This window comes from Bradyrhizobium sp. WSM4873 (genome assembly GCF_055811355.1).
On record NZ_JBVVPS010000026.1, the window covers coordinates 23097 to 47408 of the forward strand.

Annotated in this window: 22 protein-coding genes and 1 pseudogene; 12 read left to right on the top strand and 11 right to left on the bottom strand. The window is 64.8% G+C overall.

Annotation, left to right across the window (positions count from 1 at the left end; all coding sequences use genetic code 11):
• Positions 1–48: 48 nt before the first annotated feature.
• On the top strand, positions 49–1125 hold the full coding sequence (locus AC0L21_RS27955) for a BMP family ABC transporter substrate-binding protein (protein WP_473264907.1): 1077 nt from the start codon (positions 49–51) through the stop codon (positions 1123–1125).
• 108 nt (positions 1126–1233) lie between these two features.
• Here the strand turns inward: AC0L21_RS27955 and AC0L21_RS27960 are convergent, their stop codons facing one another.
• Complete coding sequence (locus AC0L21_RS27960; RefSeq protein WP_473264908.1) at positions 1234–2583, bottom strand: 8-oxoguanine deaminase; 1350 nt, start codon at positions 2581–2583, stop codon at positions 1234–1236.
• Positions 2584–2734: 151 nt separating this feature from the next.
• Between AC0L21_RS27960 and AC0L21_RS27965 the strand changes: the two genes are divergently transcribed.
• The 3 genes from AC0L21_RS27965 to AC0L21_RS27975 are packed head-to-tail and all read left to right on the top strand — an operon-like array spanning position 2735 to position 7702.
• Complete coding sequence (locus AC0L21_RS27965; protein WP_473264909.1) at positions 2735–3562, top strand: FAD binding domain-containing protein; 828 nt, start codon at positions 2735–2737, stop codon at positions 3560–3562.
• On the top strand, positions 3559–6282 hold the full coding sequence (locus AC0L21_RS27970) for a molybdopterin-dependent oxidoreductase (RefSeq protein WP_473264910.1): 2724 nt from the start codon (positions 3559–3561) through the stop codon (positions 6280–6282). The genes AC0L21_RS27965 and AC0L21_RS27970 overlap by 4 nt, the downstream gene beginning before the upstream one ends.
• A gap of 22 nt (positions 6283–6304) precedes the next feature.
• Positions 6305–7702 (top strand): nucleobase:cation symporter-2 family protein, encoded by a 1398-nt coding sequence (locus AC0L21_RS27975; protein WP_473264911.1) that lies wholly within the window; start codon positions 6305–6307, stop codon positions 7700–7702.
• Here AC0L21_RS27975 and uraD read toward each other — a convergent pair.
• The 4 genes from uraD to AC0L21_RS27995 all read right to left on the bottom strand — a co-directional run bounded on the left by uraD (position 7699) and on the right by AC0L21_RS27995 (position 10311).
• Entirely contained in the window at positions 7699–8586 is an 888-nt protein-coding gene (gene uraD / locus AC0L21_RS27980; RefSeq protein ID WP_473264912.1) for a 2-oxo-4-hydroxy-4-carboxy-5-ureidoimidazoline decarboxylase, read from the bottom strand. The genes AC0L21_RS27975 and uraD overlap by 4 nt on opposite strands.
• Before the next feature lie 7 nt (positions 8587–8593).
• Positions 8594–9529 carry an allantoinase PuuE gene (puuE, locus tag AC0L21_RS27985; RefSeq protein ID WP_473264913.1) on the bottom strand — a complete coding sequence of 312 codons (936 nt, stop codon included), beginning with the start codon at positions 9527–9529 and terminating at the stop codon, positions 8594–8596.
• Positions 9530–9943: a DUF3830 family protein gene (locus tag AC0L21_RS27990; RefSeq protein WP_007601448.1), complete on the bottom strand. Its 414-nt coding sequence runs from the start codon at positions 9941–9943 to the stop codon at positions 9530–9532.
• An 89-nt stretch (positions 9944–10032) separates the two neighbouring features.
• Complete coding sequence (locus AC0L21_RS27995; protein WP_473264914.1) at positions 10033–10311, bottom strand: hypothetical protein; 279 nt, start codon at positions 10309–10311, stop codon at positions 10033–10035.
• Positions 10312–10537: 226 nt separating this feature from the next.
• Here AC0L21_RS27995 and AC0L21_RS28000 point away from each other — a divergent pair, with 226 nt between their 5' ends.
• Positions 10538–10756, top strand: a complete 219-nt coding sequence (locus AC0L21_RS28000) for a hypothetical protein (RefSeq protein ID WP_473264915.1) — start codon at positions 10538–10540, stop codon at positions 10754–10756.
• 994 nt (positions 10757–11750) lie between these two features.
• Here the strand turns inward: AC0L21_RS28000 and AC0L21_RS28005 are convergent.
• Positions 11751–12140, bottom strand: a complete 390-nt coding sequence (locus AC0L21_RS28005) for a hypothetical protein (RefSeq protein WP_473264916.1) — start codon at positions 12138–12140, stop codon at positions 11751–11753.
• 288 nt (positions 12141–12428) lie between these two features.
• On the opposite strand from AC0L21_RS28005, the pseudogene AC0L21_RS28010 reads away from it, so the two are divergent.
• A pseudogene (locus AC0L21_RS28010) lies at positions 12429–12687 on the top strand (DUF2798 domain-containing protein).
• Positions 12688–12738: 51 nt separating this feature from the next.
• On the opposite strand, the gene AC0L21_RS28015 reads toward AC0L21_RS28010, so the two are convergent.
• The 3 genes from AC0L21_RS28015 to AC0L21_RS28025 form a co-directional block, all read right to left on the bottom strand.
• The gene (locus tag AC0L21_RS28015; RefSeq protein ID WP_473264917.1) at positions 12739–14526 is read right to left on the bottom strand and encodes a chloride channel protein; all 1788 of its coding nucleotides are present in this window, start codon (positions 14524–14526) and stop codon (positions 12739–12741) included.
• Positions 14527–14538: 12 nt separating this feature from the next.
• Positions 14539–15192, bottom strand: a complete 654-nt coding sequence (locus AC0L21_RS28020; RefSeq protein WP_473264918.1) for an L-fuculose-phosphate aldolase — start codon at positions 15190–15192, stop codon at positions 14539–14541.
• Positions 15193–15350: 158 nt separating this feature from the next.
• Entirely contained in the window at positions 15351–15977 is a 627-nt protein-coding gene (locus AC0L21_RS28025) for a MarC family protein (protein ID WP_473264919.1), read from the bottom strand.
• Here AC0L21_RS28025 and AC0L21_RS28030 point away from each other — a divergent pair.
• The 6 genes from AC0L21_RS28030 to lon all read left to right on the top strand — a co-directional run bounded on the left by AC0L21_RS28030 (position 15946) and on the right by lon (position 22206).
• Positions 15946–17082 carry a gamma-glutamyl-gamma-aminobutyrate hydrolase family protein gene (locus tag AC0L21_RS28030; protein WP_473264920.1) on the top strand — a complete coding sequence of 379 codons (1137 nt, stop codon included), beginning with the start codon at positions 15946–15948 and terminating at the stop codon, positions 17080–17082. The two genes, AC0L21_RS28025 and AC0L21_RS28030, sit on opposite strands and share 32 nt — an antisense overlap.
• 3 nt (positions 17083–17085) lie before the next feature.
• Positions 17086–18273, top strand: coding sequence for a carboxylate-amine ligase (locus AC0L21_RS28035; RefSeq protein ID WP_473264921.1), 1188 nt, complete (start codon positions 17086–17088; stop codon positions 18271–18273).
• Positions 18274–18365: 92 nt separating this feature from the next.
• The gene (locus AC0L21_RS28040) at positions 18366–18572 is read left to right on the top strand and encodes a hypothetical protein (protein WP_027519345.1); all 207 of its coding nucleotides are present in this window, start codon (positions 18366–18368) and stop codon (positions 18570–18572) included.
• 103 nt (positions 18573–18675) lie between these two features.
• Positions 18676–19242 (top strand): YciE/YciF ferroxidase family protein, encoded by a 567-nt coding sequence (locus tag AC0L21_RS28045; RefSeq protein ID WP_007612902.1) that lies wholly within the window; start codon positions 18676–18678, stop codon positions 19240–19242.
• Between the two features lie 154 nt (positions 19243–19396).
• Complete coding sequence (locus AC0L21_RS28050) at positions 19397–19780, top strand: Hsp20/alpha crystallin family protein (protein WP_007601432.1); 384 nt, start codon at positions 19397–19399, stop codon at positions 19778–19780.
• An 8-nt stretch (positions 19781–19788) separates the two neighbouring features.
• Complete coding sequence (gene lon, locus AC0L21_RS28055; RefSeq protein WP_473264922.1) at positions 19789–22206, top strand: endopeptidase La; 2418 nt, start codon at positions 19789–19791, stop codon at positions 22204–22206.
• A gap of 231 nt (positions 22207–22437) precedes the next feature.
• On the opposite strand, the gene AC0L21_RS28060 is transcribed toward lon, so the two are convergent.
• Together AC0L21_RS28060 and AC0L21_RS28065 are read right to left on the bottom strand one after the other, a co-directional pair.
• Positions 22438–22740 carry an HU family DNA-binding protein gene (locus tag AC0L21_RS28060; RefSeq protein ID WP_007601427.1) on the bottom strand — a complete coding sequence of 101 codons (303 nt, stop codon included), beginning with the start codon at positions 22738–22740 and terminating at the stop codon, positions 22438–22440.
• A gap of 281 nt (positions 22741–23021) precedes the next feature.
• Positions 23022–24254 carry an acetyl-CoA C-acetyltransferase gene (locus AC0L21_RS28065; RefSeq protein ID WP_473264923.1) on the bottom strand — a complete coding sequence of 411 codons (1233 nt, stop codon included), beginning with the start codon at positions 24252–24254 and terminating at the stop codon, positions 23022–23024.
• Positions 24255–24312: the final 58 nt, after the last annotated feature.

The following is a 24312-nucleotide window of genomic DNA, read 5'->3' on the forward strand; positions in this document are numbered from 1 at the left end:
CGCGCACGTTGGGGATCGTGGCTTTCCCCTGATGTTTGGAGATTGATGATGAGGAAATCACTTCTTGCGCTGACTGCCGGGCTTTTGCTTGCCGGGAGCGTCAGTGCAGCCTCCGCCGCCGACAAGCTGAAAGTCGGATTTATCTACCTCGGCCCGGTCGGTGACCTCGGCTGGACCTATCAGCATGAGCTGGCACGCCAGGCGCTGGTGAAGGAGCTCGGCGACAAGATCGAGACCACCTTTCTCGAAAACGTGCCTGAAGGCCCCGACGCCGAACGCTCCATCGAGCAGCTCGTCCGCGCCGGCAACAAGCTGATCTTCACCACCTCGTTCGGCTACATGGATCCGACGCTGAAGGTCGCGAAGAAATATCCGAACGTGCATTTCGAGCACGCGACCGGATACAAGCGCAATCCGAACATGTCGACCTATTCGGCCAAATGGTACCAGGGCCGCTACATCCAGGGCCTGATCGCGGCCAAGATGTCGAAGTCCGGCGTGCTCGGCTATATCGGCTCGTTCCCGATTCCCGAGGTCGTCTCCGGCATCAACGCGACGATCCTCGCCGCACAGACAATCAACCCGAACATCAAGGTCAAGATCATCTGGGCCAATACCTGGTTCGACCCGGGCAAGGAGGCCGACGCCGCCAAGGCGCTGATCGACCAGGGCGCGGATGTGATCATGCAGCATACGGACTCGCCGGCGGCAATGCAGATCGCCAGCGAACGCGGCAAGCTCGCCTTCGGCCAGGATTCGGAGATGATCAAGTTCGGGCCGAAGACCCAGCTGACCTCGATTCTCGATACTTGGGGCCCCTACTACATCGCCCGGGTCAAGGCCGAGCTCGACGGAACCTGGAAATCCGAGGACAGCTGGGGCGGCCTCGACAGCCACATGTTCGCGATGGCGCCCTACACCAACATGCCTGACGACGTGAAGAAGATCGCCGAGGATGCCCAGGCCGCGATCACCGCGGGCAAGTTGCATCCGTTCAAGTGCCCGGTCCTTGGGCAGGACGGCAAGCCCGTCGAGTGCAAGAGCGGCGCCAATCTCGACGACGGCCAGATCCTCGGCATGAATTTCTACGTCAAGGGCATCGACGACAAGCTGCCGGGCAAGTAGCACGCTTCTTGCAATGACTTAAACACCTGCTCCTCCCGGAACAGGTTCGGAGGGGGTGGCCAGAAGCACCCGGCACTTGTGGCTGCCCCCTCTTTCTATTTTGGCTGGTTATCCCGCCTGCATCGCCCGCGCCGCGGAACTGTGGCGACGGATCAGATCAGCGACATCCAGGCCCGGGATCGCTCCGTCGATCACCGCCCATTTCCCCGCCACCATGACCCGATCGGCCCGATGCGCCCCGCACAGGACGACCGCGGCCAGGGGATCGCCATGGCCGGAGAAGCGCAGCTCGTCGAGCCTGAACAGCGCGAGATCGGCCGCCTTGCCGACGGCGATCTCGCCAAGTTCCGGCCGGCCGACGCAGGCTGCCGAGCCCTTGGTGGCCCAGCGCAGCGCATCCTTGTGACTGACCTTCGTCACCCCGTAGCGCGCCCGCTGCAGCAGGAACGCGGCCCGCACCTCCTGCATCAGGTTCGATCCGTCGTTCGAGGCCGAGCCATCGACGCCGATGCCGATGCCGACGCCGGCCTCCTCCATCTCGCAGACGGGGCAGCAGCCGGAGGCCAGAAGCTGGTTGCTGCAGGCGCAATGACTGATCGTCGTCTTCGCCTTGCCGAGCCGCTTCATCTCGTCGGCATTGAAAAAGATGCCGTGGGCGAGCCAGGTCCGCGCGTTGAGCCAGCCGCATTGCTCGAGATAGTCGAGTGGGCGGCAGCCGTACATCTGCTGGCAGAATTTGTTCTCGTCCTCGGTCTCGGCGAGATGGGTGTGCAGGCGCACGTCGAGCTTGCCGGCAAGCTCTGCGGTGGCGCGCATCAGGGACGTCGTTACCGAGAACGGCGAGCAAGGCGCAAGCGCAATCTGTACCATCGCATCCGGACCGCGCTGGTGATATTTCGCCACCACGCGCGCGCTGTCGGCGAGGATGGTGTCCTCGTCCTGCACGACGCTATCAGGCGGCAGACCGCCGTCGCGCTGCGACAGGTTCATCGAGCCGCGCGTGAGCAGCACGCGAACACCAAGCCGCTTTGCGACTTCGACCTCGATGTCGACGGACTCCTCGAGGCCCGCGGGGAAGATGTAGTGATGATCCGTCGTGGTGGTGCAGCCCGACAGCAGCAGCTCGGACATCGCCACCGTGACAGCGAGTTCGAGCGCATCAGGCGTCAGCTTCGCCCACACCGGATAGAGCGCCTGGAGCCAGGGAAACAGCTCGCGGTCCATCGCCGCCGGCAGCGCGCGCGTCAGCGTCTGGTAGAAATGGTGATGGGTGTTGATGAGGCCCGGCAGCACGACGTGGTCGCCGGCATCGAACACCGCGACGTCAGCGGTTGCGGGCGCAGCGCCGGCCGGCACCAGCTCGATGATCCGGCCGCCTTTCACCACGATCCCGCGCTCGGCGCCATCGGCGAGGACAGCCAGGGGATCCCTGATCCAGATCGGCTTTGCGTCGCTCATGAAACTGCTCTCCTCACATCCGCTGACGACAGGCCTGCAAGGCAGGGGCCGGTCTGGTCGCGTTTTGCTGCGACTTGTTGTTGCGACTTGGCGCTCGTCTTGCAAGACTTTCTCCTGGCTCGATTCACTCGTTGGAAGCGTTGGCCTCGCCATGGACTTGAATACCATCACAGCGGTCGCCCATCCGCAAACGCGCGCGCAGCTGCCCGTTTGGACGCCAGGCGATGCTTGGCTCGCGGGCGGCACCTGGCTGTTCTCGGAGCCGCAGGTTCACTTGACTAGGCTCATCGATCTCACCGATCTCAAATGGTCGGCGCTGACGGTCACCGAGAGCCATTTCAGCATCGCGGCCACCTGCACCGTCGCGCAGCTCGATGGATTCGCCTGCCCACCCGACTGGTTTGCAGCGCCGCTGATCAACCAGTGCTGCCGCGCCTTCCTTGCTTCGTTCAAGATATGGAAGACGGCGACCGTCGGCGGCAATCTCTGCATGTCGCTGCCGGCGGGACCGATGATCTCGCTCACCACTGCGCTGGAGGGCATCTGCACCATCTGGAAGGCCGGCGGCGGCGAACAGATGATGCCCGTCGTCGACTTCGTCACCGGCAACCAGCGTAACCTTCTGGCGCCGGGCGACCTGCTCCGGCAGATCGATATTCCGATCGCCGCGCTGAAGCGTCGTACGGCCTTTCGCCAGATCTCGCTGGCGCCGGTCGGCCGCTCGGCGGCGCTCCTGATCGGCAGTCTGGATGCCGATGGCACGCTGACGCTATCGGTCACCGCGTCGACGGTGCGGCCGATCCGGTTGTCCTTTCGCGAGGGCCCCGACGTGACAGCGCTTCGCGACGCTATCGCGCAACAGATCACGGATGATCTGTACCACACCGACATCCACGGCAAGCCGCTCTGGCGCAAGCACATGACACTGCGGCTTGCCGAAGAGATTCGCGACGAACTCCTCGGAGCACCGTCGCCATGAGCTTCGAGGTCAACGGCAAGCCGTTTTCGCAGGAGCCACGCGCCGGCCAGTGCCTGCGCACGTTCCTGCGCGAGCTCGGCCATTTCGGCGTGAAGAAGGGTTGCGACGCCGGCGATTGCGGCGCCTGCACCGTGCTGCTGGACGGCGAGCCGGTGCATAGCTGTCTGATCCCGGCGTTTCGCGCCGAGGGGCGCGCCGTGACCACAATCGAAGGTTTCGGCGGAGACGGCGGCGCGCATCCGATGCAGCAGGCTTTCCTCGATGCACAGGGCTTTCAATGCGGCTTCTGCACCGCCGGCATGATCCTGACCTGCGCCTCGCTGAACCAGGCGCAGCGCACCGATCTCGGCGTGGCGCTGAAGGGCAATATCTGCCGCTGCACCGGCTATCGTTCGATCGAGGATGCGTTGCTCGGCAAGACCAATATCGAGGAGAACGTCGAGGCCGGCGCCGCATTCGGCCGCAGCCTGCCGGCGCCGGCCGGGACCGATGTCGTGCGCGGCAAGGCGCGCTACACGTTCGACACGCAGATCGACGGCTTGCTGCATATCAAGCTGCTCCGTTCGCCGCATGCCCACGCGAGGATCGTCGCGATCGACAAGTCGGAAGCGCTGAGCGTTCCCGGCGTGCACGCGGTGCTGACGCATGAGGATGCGCCAACCACTCTGATGTCGACCGCGCGGCATGAGAAGGACTGGATGGATCCCGAGGACACCCGTGTTCTCGACGACATCGTCCGCTTCATCGGCCAGAAGGTCGCCGCCGTCGTCGCTGACAGCGAAGCCGCCGCCGAGGACGCTTGCCGCCGGTTGAAGGTCAGTTACGAGATATTGCCCGCGCTGGTCGATCCGGAGCAGGCGATGGCGCCCGGCGCGCCCGTCATTCATCCCGACCGCACCACCGAAAATCGTGTTGCCAACGCCCAGCGCAACCTCGCCGCGGAGACGCATGGCGAATTCGGCGACGTGGCGGCTGCGCTCGCGACATCCGCCGCCACCTTCGAGGGCACCTTCCATAGTCACCGTGTGCAGCATGCCGCACTGGAGACCCATGGCGGCCTCGCCTGGCTCGATGCTTCCGGCGTGCTCAACGTTCGCACCTCGACGCAAGTGCCGTTCCTGACCCGGCGCGCACTGTCTGATATCTTCGAGCTTCCCATGGACAAGGTCCGCGTGTTCTGCGAGCGCGTCGGTGGGGGCTTCGGCGGCAAGCAGGAGATGTTCGTCGAGGACATTCTGGCGCTCGCCGCGCTCAAGACCGGACGGCCGGTGAAGCTGGAGCTCACCCGCGAGGAGCAGTTCGTCGCAACGTCGACGCGGCATCCGATGCGGGTCCACATCAAGGCCGGGGCAGACGCGGACGGCAAGCTCACGGCGCTCCAGCTCGACGTGCTCTCCAACACCGGCGCCTACGGCAATCACGCCGGCCCCGTGATGTTCCACTCGCTGGCCGAATCCATCAGCGTCTACAATTGCCCGAACAAGCGGGTCGACGGCTACGCGGTCTACACCAATACGGTGCCGGCAGGCGCGTTTCGCGGTTATGGCTTGCCGCAAACACTGATCGCGGTCGAGGCCGCGATCGACGAACTGGCCAAGCAGCTCGGCATCAGCCCTTACGAGATGCGCCGGCGCAACGTCGTCAAGCCCGGCGACCCCATGCTGTCGCCGCCGCCGTCGGAATTTCACGATGTGCACTACGGCTCCTACGGGCTCGACCAGTGCCTCGACCTCGTCGAGCGCGCGATGCAGGCTGATGGCCCACAGCCGGACCTGTCGCCGGAGTGGCTGATCGGCGACGGCGTCGCGCTGACCATGATCGACACGGTGCCCCCGGCGGGCCATCTCGCGGATGCGATGGTCACGCTCAACGACGACGCCAGCTTCGATCTCACCGTCGGCACCGCCGAATTCGGCAACGGCACCAGCACCGTGCACCGGCAGATCGCGGCGACCACGCTTGCGACCACCGTCGACCGCATCCGCCTGCGCCAGTCCGACACCGCCCATGGCGGCCACGACACCGGCGCCTATGGCAGCGCCGGCATGTTCGTCGCCGGCAAAGCGACGCATGCCGCGACCATGCAGCTTGCGACCGAGCTGAAGGCGGCCGCCGCCGGCGCATGGCTCTGCGACGTCGGGAGCTGCACCCTCGAGAGCGAAGCCGTCGTCAGTGGCGTGCGGCGCATGTCCTTTGCGGAACTGGCAAAGCTCGCGCGCGAACGCGGACAGCCGTTCGCAGGCGCCGGCAATTCCGGCGGCACGCCGCGTTCGGTCGGCTTCAACGTGCACGGCTTTCGCGTCGCCGTGAACAAGGGCACCGGCGAGCTCCGGATTCTCAGGAGCGTGCATGCGGCGGACGCCGGCGTCGTCGCCAATCCCATGCAGTGCCGCGGTCAGGTCGAAGGCGGTGTCGCGCAAGCGCTCGGTGCTGCGCTCTACGAGGAGATGGTGATAGACGCGGACGGCCGCGTCACCAACCCGAAATTCCGCGACTACCACCTGCCCTCCTTCGCCGACGTGCCCCGCACCGAGGTCTTCTTCGCCGAGACCTCCGACACGATTGGCCCGCTGGGGGCGAAGTCGATGAGCGAGAGTCCGTACAATCCGCTCGCCGCCGCGCTCGGCAACGCGATCGGGGACGCCACCGGCATCCGCTTCACGGCGCCGCCCTTCAAGCCGGACCGGCTGTTTCCGGCGCTGCACGATAAATTCGGATAGGCGTATTTTGGGGGATTGATCCATGACCAGCGAAGTGCATCCCGTCGACGAGGTCTTGCCGGTCCCGCGCCTGCTGGCGCTCGGTCTCCAGCATGTGCTGGTGATGTATGCCGGCGCGGTCGCGGTGCCGCTGATCATCGGGCGCGCGCTGAAGCTGCCGCCGGAGGATGTCGCTTTCCTGATCAGCGCCGACCTGTTCGCCTGCGGGCTTGCGACGCTGGTGCAATGCCTCGGTTTTGCCGGCGTCGGCATCCGACTGCCGGTGATGATGGGCGTGACCTTCGCATCCGTCGGTCCGATGCTGTCGATGGCGGCTTCACCCGACATCGGCCTGCTCGGCATCTACGGTTCGGTGATCGCGGCCGGCCTGTTCGGCATTGTCGTGGCGCCGTTCGTCAGCCGGCTGCTGCCGCTGTTCCCGCCCGTCGTCACCGGCAGCATCATTCTCGTCATTGGCATCTCCTTGATGCGGGTCGGCATCAACTGGGCGGGCGGCGGCCTGCCGACGCTAACCAAGGTGGTCGACGGCGTCGCCGGCAGCTTTCCCAATCCGGCCTACGGACAGCTACAGGGACTCGGCATCTCGCTGTTCGTCCTGCTGTTCATTCTCGGCCTGATCAAATGGGCGACCGGCTTCCTCGCCAACGTCTCGGTGCTGCTTGGCATCATCGCCGGTGCCGTGCTCGCGACCATCCTGGGCGTTATGCATTTCGACAAGGTCGCTGCGGCGTCCTGGGGCGCCGTCGTGATTCCGTTCCGCTTCGGCATGCCGCAATTCCATCTGGTGCCTGTTATCACCATGTGCGTCGTCATGGTCGTCGTGATGATCGAATCGCTGGGCATGTTCCTCGCGCTCGGCGACATCACCGGCAAGATGGTCGACCGCGAAGCCCTGAGCCGAGGCCTGCGCGCCGACGGCGTCGGCACGCTGCTCGGCGGCATCTTCAACACCTTCCCGTACACGTCGTTCTCGCAGAATGTCGGCCTGGTCTCGGTGACAGGCGTGCGCTCGCGCTGGGTCACGATCACAGGCGGCTGCATCATGCTCGTGCTCGGCCTGTTGCCGAAGCTCGCCGCGCTGGTCGAGGCCGTGCCGCTGGTCGTGCTCGGCGGCGCCGGCCTCGTGATGTTCGGCATGGTCGCCGCGACCGGCGCACGCATCCTCACCTCGGTCGACTTCCGCACCAATCGCTACAATCTCTTCATCGTCGCGATCTCGATCGGCTTCGGCCTGATCCCGCTGGCCGCACCCGGCTTCTTCAGGAATTTGCCGCATGATCTGCAGCCGCTGCTGGAGTCGGGCATTCTGCTCTGTGCGATCGTCTCGGTGCTGCTCAACGCCTTCTTCAACGGGTTGAGCGGCGGCGCAGCGGCGGAAACGGATGCAGCAGCGGTCGCCTCATCTGCGCAACATGTTTAACTGCCGCGATAGGTCGAATAGCTCCATGGCGTGACCAGCAGCGGCACGTGATAGTGGCTTTCCGGCTCGCTGATCGCAAAGCGCAGCGGGATCTCGTCGAGGAACGGCGGGTCTGACAGCGGCACGTTGCGCTCGGCGTAATATTTGGCGACGCCAAACCGGAGCTCATAGCGGCCGATCGGCAGCGGCCGGCCGCCGATCAGCGGCTGGTCGGTGCGGCCGTCCGCATTGGTGATGGTGCGCGCAATCACCCGGCTCTCGCCGAGGTGTGCGAGCTCGACCAGCTCGACCGCAATGCCTGGCGCAGGCTTGCCGGCGTGGTTGTCCAGCACATGGGTCGAGAGCCGGCCGTGCACTTTCAGCTTGTCGTCAGCACTGACGAGCTGGTCCAGCCGCAGCGCAGCGATGCGGGAGATTTCCTCGAGCGCACGGCGTGTCTCGGTCTTGGCAATGTTCTGCAGTCGCGACTCGAAGTCACGCAGAATGGAATCCTTGGTGTGCCGGCGCGCGCAGACGATATAGGGGATACCAAATTTTTCGCGATACGCATTGTTCGCCCGCTCGAAGACCGCATATTCGGTGTCCGACAGACGGTCTAGACCAGCGCTGCTCTGCTCGGCAGTCGAGTCAGGCGTGAGTCCCGCTGCGCGCTGGGTCTTGTTCGCGAGGTCGGGATGCGCGCGTATCAACGCCAGCTGCACCTCGGGCTCAGCGCTAGCGATCGCCGCCTTGATCGCGTCGAGCAGTGAATTGATCCCGGCAAACGGACGGCGCGCCGCGGCTTCTTGGGCAATCCAAGGCGAGTACTCGACCACGTTTTCAAGTACGGCCACGAATTCATCGAAGCTCGCAGCATTGAGATCAGACAAGGCGATCTGCGACATTGCTTCCCTATCCGATCTCCAAAGCATCGTCCGCAAGGCCCGCATGCTTGTCGTGCCAATGCTGTGCGATCTGCAACCGCGTCGGCACCCAGACGCGCTCGTACTTGCCGATGTAGTCGAGGAAGCGGATCAGCCCCGCCGCGCGGCCGGGGCGGCCGGCGAGACGACAGTGCAGGCCGACCGACATCATCTTCGGCGCGCTCTCGCCTTCAGCATAGAGCACGTCGAAGGCATCCTTTAGATAGGTGAAGAACTGCTCGCCTTCGGCAAAGCCTTGCGGGTTGATGAAGCGCATGTCGTTGGCGTCGAGCGTATAGGGAATGACGAGCTGCTTGCCGCTCGCGCCCTTGACCCAATAGGGCAGATCATCGGCATAGGAATCGCTGAGATAGAGGAAGCCGCCCTCCTCCATCAACAGACGGTTGGTGTTGATCGAGGAGCGTCCGGTATACCAGCCGAGCGGCCGCGAGCCGGTCGCCGCGGTGTGGACGCGGATCGCTTCCGCGATCTCCGCGCGCTCCTGCGCCTCGGTCATGTCCTTGTGCTCGATCCACTTCAGGCTGTGGCTGGCGATGTCCCAGCCCGCCTCCTTCATGGCGGCAACGATTTCCGGATTGCGCTTCAGCGCTGTGGCGACACCGAACACGGTGGTCGGCCACTGCCGCTCGCTGAATATCCGCCACAGCCGCCAAAAGCCGGCCCGCGAGCCATATTCGAACATCGATTCGATATTGGCATGGCGCTGGCCAGGCCAAGGCTGCGCGCCGAGCACGTCGGACAGAAACGCTTCCGAGGCGGCATCGCCATGAAGGATGTTGTTTTCGCTGCCCTCCTCGAAATTTACGACGAACTGCACCGCGACCCGCGCGTTGCCGGGCCATTGCGGGTGCGGCGGGTTGCGGCCGTAACCGCGGAGATCGCGCGGGTAGCGGGGCTCAGTCACTCAGACTTCCTCGAAGCGGATCGGCAGCGCGCCCTTCCACAGCACGCTCTTGCCGAGCGTCGCCAGATTCTCCAGACCAGAGGTCAGCGTGATGAAATGGTTGCCGGCGAGCTGGCCCATCTTGCTCGCGAAGTGCACGCCGCCATAGGCCATCAGGATCTCGGTCTCGCTGATGCCGCCGGGATAGAGGATGATCTGGCCGGGCGCGGGATAGCTGGTGTGGTTCTCGTAGCCGACACCGAAATCGAGGTCGCCGAGTGGCATCCACACGCCCTCGCCGCTCCAGCGCACGTGGATGATGTGGCTTTCGAACGGCAGCGCCTTGCGGAACGCGGCGACAGTCTTGGGCGCCGCTTGCTCCTCGAAACGGGCATCGAAGGTGAAGTCGCCGGCGCGGATCACGAGTTTGGTCATCTCATCTCTCTGGATCGGGGGCGGTGGCCCCACGGGGAATTTTCAGGCAAAGAGCACTCCGTCGGGCTTCGCGCAAGGGGCGCGGCCCGTTACCTGCGGTCGTAGGACCAGCCGAAAACGCCGCTCCGCCGCGTCTCGGGCTCCGGCTCGGCGGCGGGCTGCGGCGCCTCCCTCAGTTGCGCCTGCGGCGGCGGAGGCGGCACCGGCAAATTCTCGCATTTCATGGAGTAGACCAGCTTGCCGTCTGCGGTCCGCCCGATCGGCGCGCAGGGGTCCGGATGCGCCGCCGATGTTTTTGGGGTCAGCTTGACCTGCGCCACGGCCGGCGAGGCGATCAGCAGAAGGACCAGCAGATATTTCGACATCATTGTCGCCTGAAAACCGAATTTGGCCCATTGAACCGGATTGGAGGAGGCAAGTCCACCGGTGCCACGAGCGCGATTGCCGAATATTTAGCCGAGGCTAGAAAATTGGCTCGCCCCAATGTGATGTCGCGAGCGCTGATATCTGCTGGACGCATCGCCATGTCAGCCGCGACGGCGACATACAAAACAGACACCTCACAGCCGGGCGTCGTCACGGGAGAAACAAACAATGCAAAAGACTTTCATTATTCTGGGCGCGACGCTGATTGCCGCCGCGACCATCCAGACTGCCGCGGCGAACGACCGCCGTCATGTCCGCAAGGCGCAACCCCATCCCATCACCCAGTCGGTGCGCGACTCCAATGCCGCGCTCTGGCCGTCGCAGCCGACCGAGCCCGACTGGTCGCGCTATACCAACGGCGCGATGTCTGCACCAGCGGGACGGTGATATTGAAAGCATAGCGTTCGGTTACTCGAACCTCGTCATCGCGAGCCAGCCCAATTCGCTCTCGTGTCCCGGACGCGCTGCAACGCGTGAGCGTTGCTGCGCAGAGCCGGGACCCAGGGGCGACACGGCGCAATGCGGCGAGATGGGCCCCGGCTCTGCAGTGCACCGCTGAAGAGGCGCTGCGCTGCGTCCGGGGCACGAGAGCGGATCTTCTTCGCGTTCATTTTCGACTTGCAGACACGCCATCGCGTTCTCGCGACGCATTCGCCCGAGCTTTGCTTGGTCGCTTCACCCCCTTGTCCAAGAGGGCGCAGGGAAGGCCGGGTGCTGACCTCGCACCCGCGGTCCGCTGCGCGAAAAGCACACGCAGGAAAACCGCACAGCAGCATACAGGTGATGCCAATCACTCGGCCTTCCCTGCGCGATGGTTGGACGGCTTATGCCGTGCTCTCCCGGGAGCCGAGTTCCTGCTGGCCTCCCTCGTCCCAACGAAATTCACCGACACCGCGCCGGTTGACGCAGATGCCGCATTCGCCGGGGCTTGACCGTAGCAACGACGGCCAGGACCACACGGTTTTGCCGTACGCACGGCCCGCCATTTCGCCGCAGTTTTTCCAGCCCTGTCGACGGAGCCGGAAACTTACAGACGAGACGAAGCCTGACAGCGCCGCTCGTCGGAACGAAGCCTTGGGCTCACGGAGAGCAATCCGCCCTGCCCTTGGCCTCTCGCACCCGAACGCTGCCGCGTCCACCGCAAGCCCCGGCTCGCGAACGTGACGACCACAAGATCGCCCCTCAAGGATGAGCCGGGATGACCGATACATACGCCGTTTCCGAATTTCGGTAAAGTGGAATATTTTTCCCGGAGGGGATTGACGCGCCCGCGACACAGGCCGGGCAATGAGACCTCGCGCAGACGCAACAAGGGGCGGTGCAAAACACCGCCCCTTGGCGCTATCTTGGCGCGAAACGAGACTGCGGCGAGGACAGGCGCCTAATACGGCTGATAATAGCCACGCGGACCATAGTAGGGACCGCCGCCGTAATATCCCTGGCCGCCGTAGTAAGGACCGGGGCCGTAATTATAGCGGTCCTCGTAGTACTCCTGGCGCCTGCTCTCTGCGATCGCGCCGCCGATCAGACCTGCCGCCACGCCCATGAAGGCGAGGCCTGCAGCGTTCGGGCCTCGACGATAATAGCGATGGCGGCGAGCCGCGCTGAAATCGGTGGCAGCCGGAGCGGCCGGGCTCGCGGCAGCGGCCTTGGTGGGCGCGGGCGAGTTGGCAGACGAAGGCGTGATAGAGGCCGCAATCAGAACAAGACTTGCGAAAGCTGCCAACGCAACGTTACGGCCGGCTGCAGAAATCATCGGTCCCTTATTCATCTTGACCTTCCCTGTTCTCGCTCAAAGCGACACAATCAAACAAGACTTAATGCGCAAACCACTGAAATGGTTTCGGGATCGCGGCAATCTGCCACGCTTTGAACGATTGTAAGCCGAACGACCAGATCCAGCTTGAACCATCCAACATGAGCGGATAATGAACGGGCGCACCGTTTTTCGGTCGCCGTAAGCGTTTTACGTGAACCAACGCATCAACCGACGCCGTCGGGATCGATGCCATTCTTGGGTTCACCGTGACTGACGCGTCCTATTCCAAAGAGAAATCAGATGATTGCGGTTCGCAAACTGCCGGCGCGCTATGCGCCGATCGTGATGCCATTCGTGCTGTCCGTCCTCATGACGGCCCGTGGTGTCGGTCATTTCCACGCTTCGAAGCCTCGGCGCAACGCCGGCGTTTCTCGCGACCTGGCCGGGCGCCTGGGCGCTGTCATGGATCGTCGCGTTTCCGACGCTGCTGATGGTGCTGCCGCTGGTCCGCCGGATCGTGGCGAGCGTCGTTGCGGCTCCCTCCCAAGCGGGCCGATAGCAGGTGCGGACGGCGGCGCATGACGCACGCTGTCCCGCTTCCGCGCGACCTTTACGACAGCGCGCCGAGTACGCCGCGCGTCGCCTTGTCGATCTCCTCGACATAGCGGCGGCGGGCGAAGGTCTCGGTGAGGAAGCCGACCACCTTGCGGCTGTCGGTGGAATCGACCACCGCCAGCATCTCGGCCTCCGCCTCGTCGAACACCGCCATCGCCGACTTCACGTTCATTTCCGGGATCAGCACGATCTCGGTCAGGCGGGCGAGCTCGATCACCTGGATCTCGTCGGCGATGGTGTCGAGGTCGCCCGAGAACAGGTCGGGCAGCAGGACAAGGCCGACATATTCGTCCGCATTGTTGACGATGACGATCCCGGGCCGCGAGCCCAGCGCGAATTCACGGCGGACCGCGGCGATCGTCGTGGTCGACGGCACCTTGCCGACATCGGAGCGCATCAGCCGCTCGACGGTGAGGTTGCGCAGCCAGCCGACGTCGTTGGCGCTGCGGATGGTCTCGCCGCGCAGATGCAGGCGCCAAGTCGAGAAGGAGTGCCCGAACATGAAGCGGACGCAGATCGAGGTGACGATGCAGCCGGCGAGCACCACGGCGGTAACGTCGACGTTGCGGGTCATCTCGAGCACGAGGAACGACATGGTCAAGGGACCGCCGACGATGGCGACGCCGAGCGTCGCCATGCCCGTCAGCATCGCGACCAGCGGATCGATCACGAAGTTCGGGCTGATCAAGAGCAGCACCGCGGAAAAGAACTTTCCGATCAGGCTGCCGACGAACAGCGAGGCAAAGAACAGCCCGCCGCGGAAGCCGGAGGCGAGCGAGATCAGGCAGGCCGTCACCTTCAAGGCGATGATCAGTGCGATCAGGCCGATCGTCATGTCGTGAAAGAGATCGAGCACCATCGCGCCGTGGCCGGCCGCCAACACCTGCGGCGTGACAATCGCAAAGCAGCCGACGATGAGGCCGCCGATCGCCGGGCGCAGCCAGACCGGCAGCCATTTGAACAGGCGCTCGAACATCGAGGACGAGCGCATCACGGCGATGCCGACGCCGCTGGTGACGAGCGCGAGCCCGATCAGCGCCAGATATTGCTCGACGCCGACGGCGCTGACCTTGGGTATTTCGAGCGAGTATGGCGCGCCGCCGAGCCATTGCGCGGTCAGTGCACCCGCGAGCGAGGCGGCGAGGATCGGTGCGGCGCTGCCGACCGAATAGACGCCGACGATCAGCTCGCAGGCGTAGAAGGCCCCGGTGATCGGTGCACCGAAGGCGGCTGCGATCGCCGCGGCGGCGCCGCAGCCGACGATCAGGCGCAGATCGTTGCGGCGCAGATTGAAGAACTTGCCGAGCAGCGAGGCGATGCCCGAGCCGATCTGGGTATAGCCGGCCTCGAGGCCGACGGAGGCGCCGCAGCCGTTCGAGATCAGCGTCTGGCTCGACACCACCACGCTGTCGCGCATCGACAGATTGCCGCCACGCAGCGCGTTCGCCTCGATCGGATCGACCGCGCTGGAGAGCTTGAGCCGTCGCCGCCACCACTCCATGATACCGAGGGCCAATCCGCCCAGCGCGGGCGCGATCAGCGCGGCCCAGGGACTGACGCTGGTATTGGCGGACAGACGCACGTCGATGGGAATGCCGTAGATCACCATATGCGCAATCTGCGCAATCTCGGCCATCAGCGTCACGATGGCGCCGGCGAGCGTGCCGATCACCAGCGCCAGCGGGATCAGATAAAATTCGTTGCTGCGCAGCAGCGCCCGCAGCCGAACCATGACGCGGTTCGTCCCCTTGCGGTCGGCGAGATGTCTGATCCGCAGGAACACTTTGTGTCCGCCCTACCCTTCCGACATGCCGTAACCGGACATGCGCTGGCGGACCCGCTCGATCTCGGCACTAGACAGCAGCGGCGGCTCTCCGATCTGGAGACAGCCGTGATATTGCCGCGCCAGCGTCTCGACCTCGACGGCGAGCCACATCGCCTTGTCCAACGACTTGCCGATCGCGATCATGCCGTGATGGTCGAGCAGGCAGGCAAGCCGGCCCTCCAGCGCCCGCACGGCATGCTCGGACAGCTCGGCGGTTCCGAAGGTGGCATAGGGCGCGCAGCGGATGCTGTCGCCGCCGGCGGCTGCGATCATGTAGTGCACGGGCGGGATCTCCAGGCCCATGATCGCCAGGATGGTGCAATAGGTCGGATGGGCGTGGACGACAGCGTTGACGTCTGGCCGGGCCTTCAGGATGTCGAGGTGGAAGCGCCACTCGCTGGACGGCTTCTGATCGGGCGCGTGCGAGCCGTTCATCGTCATGAACACGATCTGGTCCGGCGTCATGGCGTCGTAGGGCACGCTCGTCGGGGTGACCAGAAGCCCGTCCACATGCCGGACGCTGATATTGCCCGAGGTGCCCTGGTTGATGCCGAGCGCATTCATGCGGCGGCAGGCGCCGATGATGGCCTGTCTCTTGTCGAGCTCGTCCGCTGTCATCGACATCTCGATTTCCTGACGATGGGCGCCTGTCAGACGGGGAGTACGTCAAGCAATATGGCAGCGCAAGAGAAAGCGGACCGGATCGCGCGCGATCCCGCCAGCCCCCTCATGGCATCATGAAGTAAACATGAAAATCAACGGATTAACAGATTGTCGCAGCTCTACGGCAAGCTCGCCCGGACCGCCGCGATCCCGTTGATCACGAACTGCACCGAATAGGCCGCGAGCAGCATGCCGAGCACGCGCGACAGGACGGCGTTGCCGGTGCGCCCAAGGCTCCGCGCGATCATGTTCGCGGAGACAAAGCAGAGCATGCAGAGCAAGCACACGCAGAGCACGACCGCGATGATGATCGCGAGCCTCGGCCCGTAACCGGCATCGCCCGTCAGGAGCAGCGTGGTCGCGATCGCGCCGGGACCGGCCATCATCGGGATCGCCAGCGGGAATACCGCGACGTCGGAGGCATGCTCGGAGCTTGCCTTGTCGGCCTCGCGGGCCTCGCGATGCGGACGGTCGCCGAAGATCATCTGATAGGACACGCCGAACAGCAGCAGCCCGCCGGCGATCTGGAAGGCGGGGATGCCGATCCCGAGCTGGCGCAGCAGCCAGTTTCCGATCAGGGCGATCACCACCAGGACCGACGCCGCAATCAGCGGCGCGCGTAGCGCGATGGTGCGTTTGGTCCCGTCGGGCATGCCTCCGGTCGCGGCGAGGAAGGCGGGCACGAGACCAACGGGATCGACCACCAGCAGCAACGTGACGAAGGCGGACAGGGAGAAATCAATCATGGCGCCTCTTCCGGTCCGACGGACCAAGCACGTCGCAATAACAAAAGTTAGTTCAGGGTCGGGTCAAAAAGATCAACCAGCTCAATCGCGAAGCAACCATTCCGCAGGATTGCCGTTGCACTCGGCATCAACACACGAACAGAAGCAGCCGAGACAATTGCACGAGCCCCGTTCCAGAATTGATCCGCACGATCCCATTTCCTGCAGCCGCTGGGCGCTTCGATTAGGGACAAACGTCAGAGAACTCAAGGCCGCCATTCACCAATTCGGCAGCGCCGCGGACGCAGTCGCCTACGGCCTTCAGCAGTGGCTGCTCACCGCATCCCGAGGCCAGTGGCAAGCCCGCAGCGACGCGCCGCAGGTCGGCATCCTCTCGGATTCCATCGTTGCGCGCGGCGAGCAGCTTGCCTCCGTCGCCTTGGTCTGCGTCAACGCCGTCGGCCTCGTCGCTGGCGCGGTGCCGCGGGTCCTGCCCGCGGCTCCCGAAGCAGATGTCGATGCGTATCTCGACGGCCTCCACGGCCTCTTCATCGACGGTGGACAGACCAACGTCCATCCTTTCCGCTACGGACAAACAGCCGACGAACCGCACGACGGTCCGTTTGATGAATTCCGCGACGAGGTCGCGCTTCGCCTGATTCCGCGCGCGCTAGCGCGCGGCATTCCCGCCCTGTTCGTCTGCCGCGGAATCCAGGAGCTCAACGTCGCCTTTGGCGGCACGCTGGTGAAGGAGCCGGACGGTTTGCCGGAGGACAAACGCCACGGCACGCCCGAGGCGGACAATGAGGATGCCCGCTATCGGCTGCGGCAAAAAGTGACGCTGCGCAAGAGTGGCGTCTTGCAACAGATCTGCGGCGCAGATGCCATCACGGTCAATTCGCTGCACAGCTTCCTGATCGCCGATCTGGCACCGGGTCTGGTGGCGGAGGCCGTGGCCGAAGACGGCTCGGTCGAGGCCGTCAGCGTTGAAGACGCGAGCGCTTTTGCGCTCGGCACGATCTTTCATCCGGATTATTGGGCGAGCTCCGACCATGCGTCGGCCCGCATTCTCTCTGCCTTCGGAGACGCGGTTCGCCAGCATGCGAAGGCGCAAGGGGCAGCGTAGGTCATGCACCGTTACCGCTTCGGCATCGAGGAGGAATACTTTCTGGTCAACCGCCAATCGGCGGCACCGAAGTCCGAGCTGCCCAAACCCTATATGGCAGCGGCCCAGAAACGCCTCGGGGAGCGGCTGACCACCGAGATCCTGCAATCGCAGATCGAAGTGGCGACGCCGCCATTGGCGACTTCAGCCGATGCCATCGCCGAGCTTGCACACTACCGCGCGGTTCTGGCCGAGGTCGGCAAGGACCACGAGGTCGGCATCGTCGCGGCGGGGACGCATCCGTTGGCTCAACCCCAGCAACAGCGCATGACGCGCAAGCGCCGCTACAGCAAGGTCATCAACGACCTCGGGATGGTCGGCCTGGGCAATCCGATCAGCGGGCTGCACGTCCACGTCGAGGTGCCCGAGCCGGACCACCGGGTCGAGATCATGCACCGCCTCGTCCCGTTCCTGCCGCTGCTGCTGGCGCTGTCGACCTCGTCGCCGTTCTGGTGCGGCTACCCCACCGGATTGCTCGGCTACCGCAATGCCGCAAACGACGCCCTGCCCCGGACCGGCTTTCCCGAGATGTTTCGCAACCTCGCAGAATATGAGACCTATGTGAGAACCCTGGTCGATGCAGGCATCGTCCCCAATGCCACCTATGTGTGGTGGGCGCTCCGGCCTTCGCTCCAACATCCCACCCTGGAGCTGCGCATCACCGATTGCTGCACGGCAATTGCCGACTCGGTGGCGATCGCGGCGCTGTTTCGCGCGCTGGTCAGGCACGCCGTGCACCATCCGGATCTGAACGCCACCTATTCGGCCGTGCACCGCGCATTGATCGAGGAGAACCGCTGGCGTGCCCAGCGCTACGGAACCGACGGGACGTATATCGATCTGGTTTCGTTCGAGCCGATCTCGTTCAGGACCTGGCTCGAGACGGTGATCGCCATGCTGGCGCCCGACATCGCGCATCTTCGCATCGAGGACGATATCCAGCATCTCAAGACCATCCCCAAGCGCGGCACGTCGGCCCATCTTCAACTGGAATATTTCCGGGGCTTGAGGAAATTCGGCCGATCGCCCCGGGACGCGATCGGCGACGTGACGAAATGGCTGCGGACCTCGACCGAGGCCGGCGACTTCACCGCGCAGGCGGGCGAGCCGAAAGGGACAGCGGTGCGGCAGCCTGTCGCCAATCCAGTGTGAGGCGTCGGATGCGACGAGGGCTGGTTGAGGAACGACCTTCCGCCGTCCGACTTAGCAGACCATGACCGCAAGGGACATGGTGGAGATCATCTATGAGCGACAGCGGAGTTAGCATGTTGCTGGGCCACGCCTCGACCCAGATGCTTTGGCTCTGGTTCATCGGCGCGTTCGTGCTCGGCGGCGCTCTCGTCTACGGCGTCATGAAGGCCGGTCACCTCCGTCGCAGCGAGCGCGCGCGCCTCGACCGCGCGACGGAAGCGCGACAGCGCCAGGACGATCCGTACAAGCGTCCGGGTTAATCCACACTGCGTTGCAGATTGGGAACCTTTGGCCGCGCAGAGTCTTGATCGCCCGAGGATAGAGGAAGGCGGGGCCTTCCCGTTCACCTCGACAGGAGGATTTATGGCCAAGAAAGCGAAGAAGCGCACAACCAAGAAATCGTCGACGGGCCGCGCCCGTCAGGCGCCAAAGATGTTGAGCGACCTATTCCTGGAAACGCTCAAGGACATCTATTTCGCCGAGAACAAGATCATCAAGACCTTGCCCAAGATGGCCAAGGCTGCCAACTCGAAGGAGCTCGCGGCGGCTTTCAACAAACATCTGCGCGAGACCCAGGGCCAGGTCAAACGTCTGGACCAGATCTTCAAGATGCTCGGCAAGCCGGCTCGCGGCAAGCCTTGCGAGGCGATCAACGGCATCACCGACGAAGGCGCCGAGATCATGAAGGAGTTCAAGAACGCTCCTGCGCTCGACGCCGGCCTGCTCGCAGCCGCGCAGGCGGTCGAGCATTACGAAATCTCCCGCTACGGGACGCTGCGCACCTGGGCCGAGGAGCTCGGCATGCAGGACGCCGCAAGGCTGCTGCAGGCGACGCTGGACGAGGAAGAGGCGACCGATCACACCCTGACCGAGCTCGCCACCTCCGTCATCAACCTCGAGGCGGAAGAGGAATACCGCCAAGCGGCCTGAGCCACACGTGGCGTGACGACGAAACGCCGCGGCCGGAAGGCCGCGGCGCATGTGTTTTCGGATCGCACGATCCGCATGGCACCTCCGCGCCGCCGGGCTGGAATTCTCGGGAACCGGCCCCATATTCAGCGTTCCCCACCGCCGAGCCCGCATCATGCAACCCAAAAATCCCCTCGACTGGATGCTGTCCGAAGCCCTGGACTCGCTGACCCGCGCCGAACGGCTGCGCCAGCAGTTTGGCCGCCAGGAAGCCTGCTGGGAGCCTCCCATCGACGTGCTCGAAACCGAGCATGAGCTCCTGATCCTGGTCGCGCTTCCCGGCGTCAATCCCGACAATGTCGAGACTGTCATCCATGACGGCGTGCTCGTCATCTCCGGCCAGCGCACCCTTCCGCCGGAGCTTCGCAACGCCCGCATTCACCGGCTCGAACTGCCGCAGGGGCGTTTTGAGCGCCGCATTGCATTGCCCGTTGGCCGCTACGCTATCAGCCGCTTCGTGATGGACGGCTGCGTCGCGCTGCGCCTCGCCAAATCCTGAGGTCGATCATGGCCACCGAACCAATGAATACCGCACCGACCAATCCCCAGAGCAATTCCGACGTGAAGATTCCCGAAGACGCGCTGATCATCATTCCCGTGCGCGAGATGGTGCTATTCCCCGGCGCCATCGCGCCGATCGCAATCGCGCGGCCGAAATCGGTCGCCGCCGCGCAACAGGCGCTGCGCGAGCAGCGGCCGGTCGGCATCGTCCTGCAACGCAGCCCCGAGACCGAGGAGCCCGGCCCGGACGACCTCTATCGGGTCGCGACCATCGCCAACATCGTGCGCTACATCACCGCGCCCGACGGGACCCATCACATTGTCTGCCAGGGCGTGCAGCGCGCGCGCATCCTCGACTTCCTGCCGGGGACGCCGTTCCCGGCCGCGCGGATCCAGCAGATTCCGGAGCCGACCACGAGCACGCCCGAGATTGAGGCCCGCGGGCTGAACCTGCAGCGCCAGGCCATCGAGGCGATCGAGCTGCTGCCGCAGGCGCCGCCGGAGCTGATCGCGATGTTCCAGGGCACCACCGCCCCCGGCGCGCTGGCGGACCTGGCGACCTCGTTCATGGACATCAAGCCGCAGGACAAGCAGGAGGTGCTGGAGACCATCGACCTTGCTCTGCGTGTCGAGAAGGTGTCGAAGCATCTGGCCGAACGGCTGGAGGTGCTGCGCATCAGCAACGAGATCGGCCAGCAGACCCGCGCCAGCTTCGACGAGCGGCAGCGCGAAGCGATCCTGCGCGAGCAGATGGCGACCATCCAGCGCCAGCTCGGCGAAGGTGACGGCAAAGCGGCCGAGATCGCCGAGCTGACCGCTGCCATTGCCAAGGCCAACATGCCGCCCGAGGCGGACGCGCATGCGAAGAAGGAGCTGCGCCGTTACGAGCGCATGCCGGAGGCCGCTGGCGAAGCCGGCATGGTCCGCACTTACCTGGACTGGCTGATCGAGCTGCCGTGGGCGCTGCCCGCGGAGAAGCCGATCGACATCAAGGAAGCGCGCCGCATCCTCGACGCCGATCACTTCGGCCTGGAGAAGATCAAGAGCCGGATCATCGAATATCTGGCGGTGCGCAAGCTGGCGCCGCAGGGCAAGGCGCCGATCCTGTGCTTCGTCGGACCGCCCGGCGTCGGCAAGACCTCGCTCGGCCAATCCATCGCACGCGCGATGGACCGTCCCTTCGTGCGCGTCAGCCTCGGCGGCGTGCATGACGAGGCCGAGATCCGCGGCCATCGGCGCACCTATATCGGCGCGCTGCCCGGCAACATCATCCAGGGCATCAAGAAGGCCGGCGCCCGGAACTGCGTCATGATGCTGGACGAGATCGACAAGATGGGCCGCGGCGTGCAGGGCGATCCTTCCGCCGCGATGCTGGAGGTGCTCGACCCCGAGCAGAACGGGACGTTCCGGGATAATTACCTGGGCGTGCCCTTCGACCTGTCGCGCGTAGTGTTCATCGCGACCGCCAACATGCTGGACCAGATCCCGGGTCCGCTGCTGGATCGCATGGAGCTGATCAGCCTCACCGGCTACACCCAGGAAGAGAAGCTGGAGATCGCCAATCGCTATCTGGTACGGCGGCAGCTCGAGGCTAACGGCTTGACGGCCGAGCAGGCCGAGATCGAGCCCGAGGCGCTGAAGCTGGTGGTCAAAGGCTACACCCGCGAAGCCGGCGTGCGTAACCTGGAGCGCGAGATCGGAAAGCTGTTCCGCCATGCTGCCGTGCAGGTCGCCGAGGGCACGGCCGCCAAGGTCGTCGTGACGCCGAAGGACATCGGCACAGTGCTAGGCCAGCCGCGCTTCGAGGGCGAGATCGCCCAGCGCACCAGCATTCCAGGCGTGGCCACCGGCCTTGCCTGGACGCCGGTCGGCGGCGACATCCTGTTCATCGAGGCCTCGCGCGTATCAGGCCGGGGCGGCATGATCCTGACCGGCCAGCTCGGCGAGGTCATGCGCGAGAGCGTGCAGGCTGCGATGACCCTGGTGAAGAGCAAGGCCACGCAGCTCGGCATCGATCCGCAGCTGTTCGAAAAGAGCGACATCCACGTTCACGTCCCGGCGGGCGCAACCCCGAAGGACGGGCCGAGCGCGGGCGTCGCAATGTTCACGGCGCTGACGTCCCTGCTCACCAATCGCACGGTGCGCAGCGACACCGCCATGACCGGCGAGATCTCGCTCCGCGGTCTGGTGCTGCCGGTCGGCGGCATCAAGGAGAAGGTGGTGGCGGCTGCGGCCGCGGGCCTGAAGCGGGTGATGCTGCCGGCGCGCAACAAGCGGGACTACGACGACATCCCGAAGAGCGCGCGGGACAACCTCGAATTCATCTGGCTGGAGCGCGTCGACGAGGCCATCGCCGCGGCGCTCGAGCCGGCCGAGGCCAAGGTCGAGGACAAGATCGAGGCCAAGGTCGAAGCGGCGGAGTGAATGCGACGAAAAAACTGCTGGAAAGAGCGAAGCGATCGCGGAAGGCGCAACGGCTGCGCCAGTTGCTCGATCGCGCCATCGACGGGTTTCGCGATGCGCTGGCGGCATCAGGACCGCGGCTTCAGCCGATCCCGGTCCGCGCGAAGCGCCGCAAGGGTTGAGCCCTCCGTCTCAAGTCCTCGCGGCAGCCCCAAACAAAAGGCCCCCTCGGTCGAGGGGGCCTTCGCGTTGTTAGCCCACTGCGTCCTTGGCAGCCTTGACCGGGCGGGCGCGGACGATCTTCCGGGCCGGCTTGGCCTTGAACATCATCTCTTCACCCGTGAACGGGTTGGTGCCCTTGCGCGCCTTGGTCGCGGGCTTCTTGATGACCACGAACTTGGCGAAGCCCGGCACCAGGAACAGGCCGTTCTTCTTGAGCTCCTTGTGACCGACGTCGGTCAGCGTCTCCATGACGCTCTTGACGTCACGCTTGGAAAGCTCGGTGGTGGTCGCGATCTTTTCGATCAGCTGCGATTTCGACATTTGGGTGGCCATCGTGTCTCCTCTGATTCGTTGACGGCTGCATATTAGACCAACCGGTGAAGGCCTATAGCCTTCTGCACAGTTTTGTCGGGGTTTTACGGGCTTTTTTGGCCCTCTGTGGCAAAAAACCCTGCTTTTTAGCCACTTCCGGAGCGGGAGAAGCCTCAGGCAGCGGATTTTACCTTGTTTCAAAGGCCCGCACGCAGCCTTGCTAAAGCTGATTCGATGCTTTCGACAAGCGACGACCGGCCTCTTTGTGAAAGGCCGGTCGCGATTCACCCTGGAAAATAAGACTAGACGCGCTCGATGATGACGGCCGGGGCCATGCCGCCGGCCGCGCACATGGTGACGAGACCGCGCTTCAAGTCGCGCCGTTCGAGCTCGTCGAGCACGGTGCCGATCAGGATCGCGCCGGTGGCGCCGATGGGATGGCCGAGTGCGATCGATCCGCCATTGACGTTGACCTTGGCGCGGTCGAGCTTGAGGTCGCGGATGTATTTTTCAGCAACCACGGCAAAGGCCTCGTTGATCTCGAACAAGTCAATGTCGTCCACGGTCAGCCCCGCTTTCGCCAGCACCTTGCGGGTCGCGGGCACCGGCGCGTTCAGCATCAGGGTCGGCGAGTCCCCCATGTTGGCCATCGCGACCACGCGGGCGCGCGGCTTCAGGCCATGCGTCCTGGCGTAAGCGGGTGACGCCAGAAGGATCGCGGCGGCGCCGTCGACGACGCCGGACGAATTGCCGGCGTGGTGCATGAAGTCGATCTCGAGGTCGGGGTACTTCTGCAGGATCAGGCCGCGATAGGTCGTGCCCTTGTCGTCGAGCGCATAGTCGGCGACCGCGGGGAATGCCGGCTTCAACGCGCTCAGCCCTTCCATCGTGGTCTGCGGCCGCGGATATTCTTCATGGTCGAGCGCGAGGCTGCCGTCCTCGCGATGCACCGGCACGAGGCTGTTCTTGAAGTGGCCGCTCTCAATCGCATGCGCGGCGCGCTTCTGGCTTTCGAGGCCGAGCGCGTCGACGTCCCTTCGCGTGATGCCTTCCAGCGTCGCGATCGCATCGGCGCAGACGCCCTGATGCGACTGCGGATGCCGCGCACGCAGGCGCAGATTGCCGTTGTCCATCATCATCGGACCGCCGCCGCGACGTCCTTCCATCGACATCATCTCGCAGCCGCCGGCGACGACGAGGTCTTCCGCGCCCGCCATGATCGAGCTTGCCGCCATATTGACGCTGGTGATGCCGCTTCCACAGAAGCGATCCAGCGTCACCGCGCTGGCGCGCACGTCGTAGCCGGCATCGAGCGCCGACATGCGGCCGAGATCGCCGCCTTGGGTTGCGACCTGCGCGCTGCAGCCCCAGATGATGTCGTCAACGTCAGCGGTGTCGATGCCGGTGCGCGTCGCGAGCGCGCGCAGCACGGTTGCTCCCAGCTGCTGCGGATGAATGCCCGAGAGCGCGCCCTTGCCGACCTTGCCGACGCCCCGTGGGGTCCGGCAGGCATCAATGATGAGTGCATCGGTCATTGGCGTTATCCTCTATTTTGAATTGTTGGAGGCGTTTTGAATCAAGGTGCGAAGGGAG

Coding starts and splice junctions, on each gene's coding strand:
- lon (WP_473264922.1), top strand. CDS start 19,789: ATGGCCACCGAACCAATGAATACCGCACCGACCAATCCCCAGAGCAAT.
- uraD (WP_473264912.1), bottom strand. CDS start 8,586: ATGTCGCAGATCGCCTTGTCTGATCTCAATGCTGCGAGCTTCGATGAA.
- AC0L21_RS27970 (WP_473264910.1), top strand. CDS start 3,559: ATGAGCTTCGAGGTCAACGGCAAGCCGTTTTCGCAGGAGCCACGCGCC.
- AC0L21_RS28040 (WP_027519345.1), top strand. CDS start 18,366: ATGAGCGACAGCGGAGTTAGCATGTTGCTGGGCCACGCCTCGACCCAG.
- AC0L21_RS27975 (WP_473264911.1), top strand. CDS start 6,305: ATGACCAGCGAAGTGCATCCCGTCGACGAGGTCTTGCCGGTCCCGCGC.
- AC0L21_RS27960 (WP_473264908.1), bottom strand. CDS start 2,583: ATGAGCGACGCAAAGCCGATCTGGATCAGGGATCCCCTGGCTGTCCTC.
- AC0L21_RS27995 (WP_473264914.1), bottom strand. CDS start 10,311: ATGATGTCGAAATATCTGCTGGTCCTTCTGCTGATCGCCTCGCCGGCC.
- AC0L21_RS28005 (WP_473264916.1), bottom strand. CDS start 12,140: ATGAATAAGGGACCGATGATTTCTGCAGCCGGCCGTAACGTTGCGTTG.
- AC0L21_RS27955 (WP_473264907.1), top strand. CDS start 49: ATGAGGAAATCACTTCTTGCGCTGACTGCCGGGCTTTTGCTTGCCGGG.
- AC0L21_RS28065 (WP_473264923.1), bottom strand. CDS start 24,254: ATGACCGATGCACTCATCATTGATGCCTGCCGGACCCCACGGGGCGTC.
- AC0L21_RS27990 (WP_007601448.1), bottom strand. CDS start 9,943: ATGACCAAACTCGTGATCCGCGCCGGCGACTTCACCTTCGATGCCCGT.
- AC0L21_RS28020 (WP_473264918.1), bottom strand. CDS start 15,192: ATGTCGATGACAGCGGACGAGCTCGACAAGAGACAGGCCATCATCGGC.
- AC0L21_RS28025 (WP_473264919.1), bottom strand. CDS start 15,977: ATGATTGATTTCTCCCTGTCCGCCTTCGTCACGTTGCTGCTGGTGGTC.
- AC0L21_RS28000 (WP_473264915.1), top strand. CDS start 10,538: ATGCAAAAGACTTTCATTATTCTGGGCGCGACGCTGATTGCCGCCGCG.
- AC0L21_RS28045 (WP_007612902.1), top strand. CDS start 18,676: ATGGCCAAGAAAGCGAAGAAGCGCACAACCAAGAAATCGTCGACGGGC.
- AC0L21_RS28050 (WP_007601432.1), top strand. CDS start 19,397: ATGCAACCCAAAAATCCCCTCGACTGGATGCTGTCCGAAGCCCTGGAC.
- AC0L21_RS28060 (WP_007601427.1), bottom strand. CDS start 22,740: ATGGCCACCCAAATGTCGAAATCGCAGCTGATCGAAAAGATCGCGACC.
- AC0L21_RS28035 (WP_473264921.1), top strand. CDS start 17,086: ATGCACCGTTACCGCTTCGGCATCGAGGAGGAATACTTTCTGGTCAAC.
- AC0L21_RS27965 (WP_473264909.1), top strand. CDS start 2,735: ATGGACTTGAATACCATCACAGCGGTCGCCCATCCGCAAACGCGCGCG.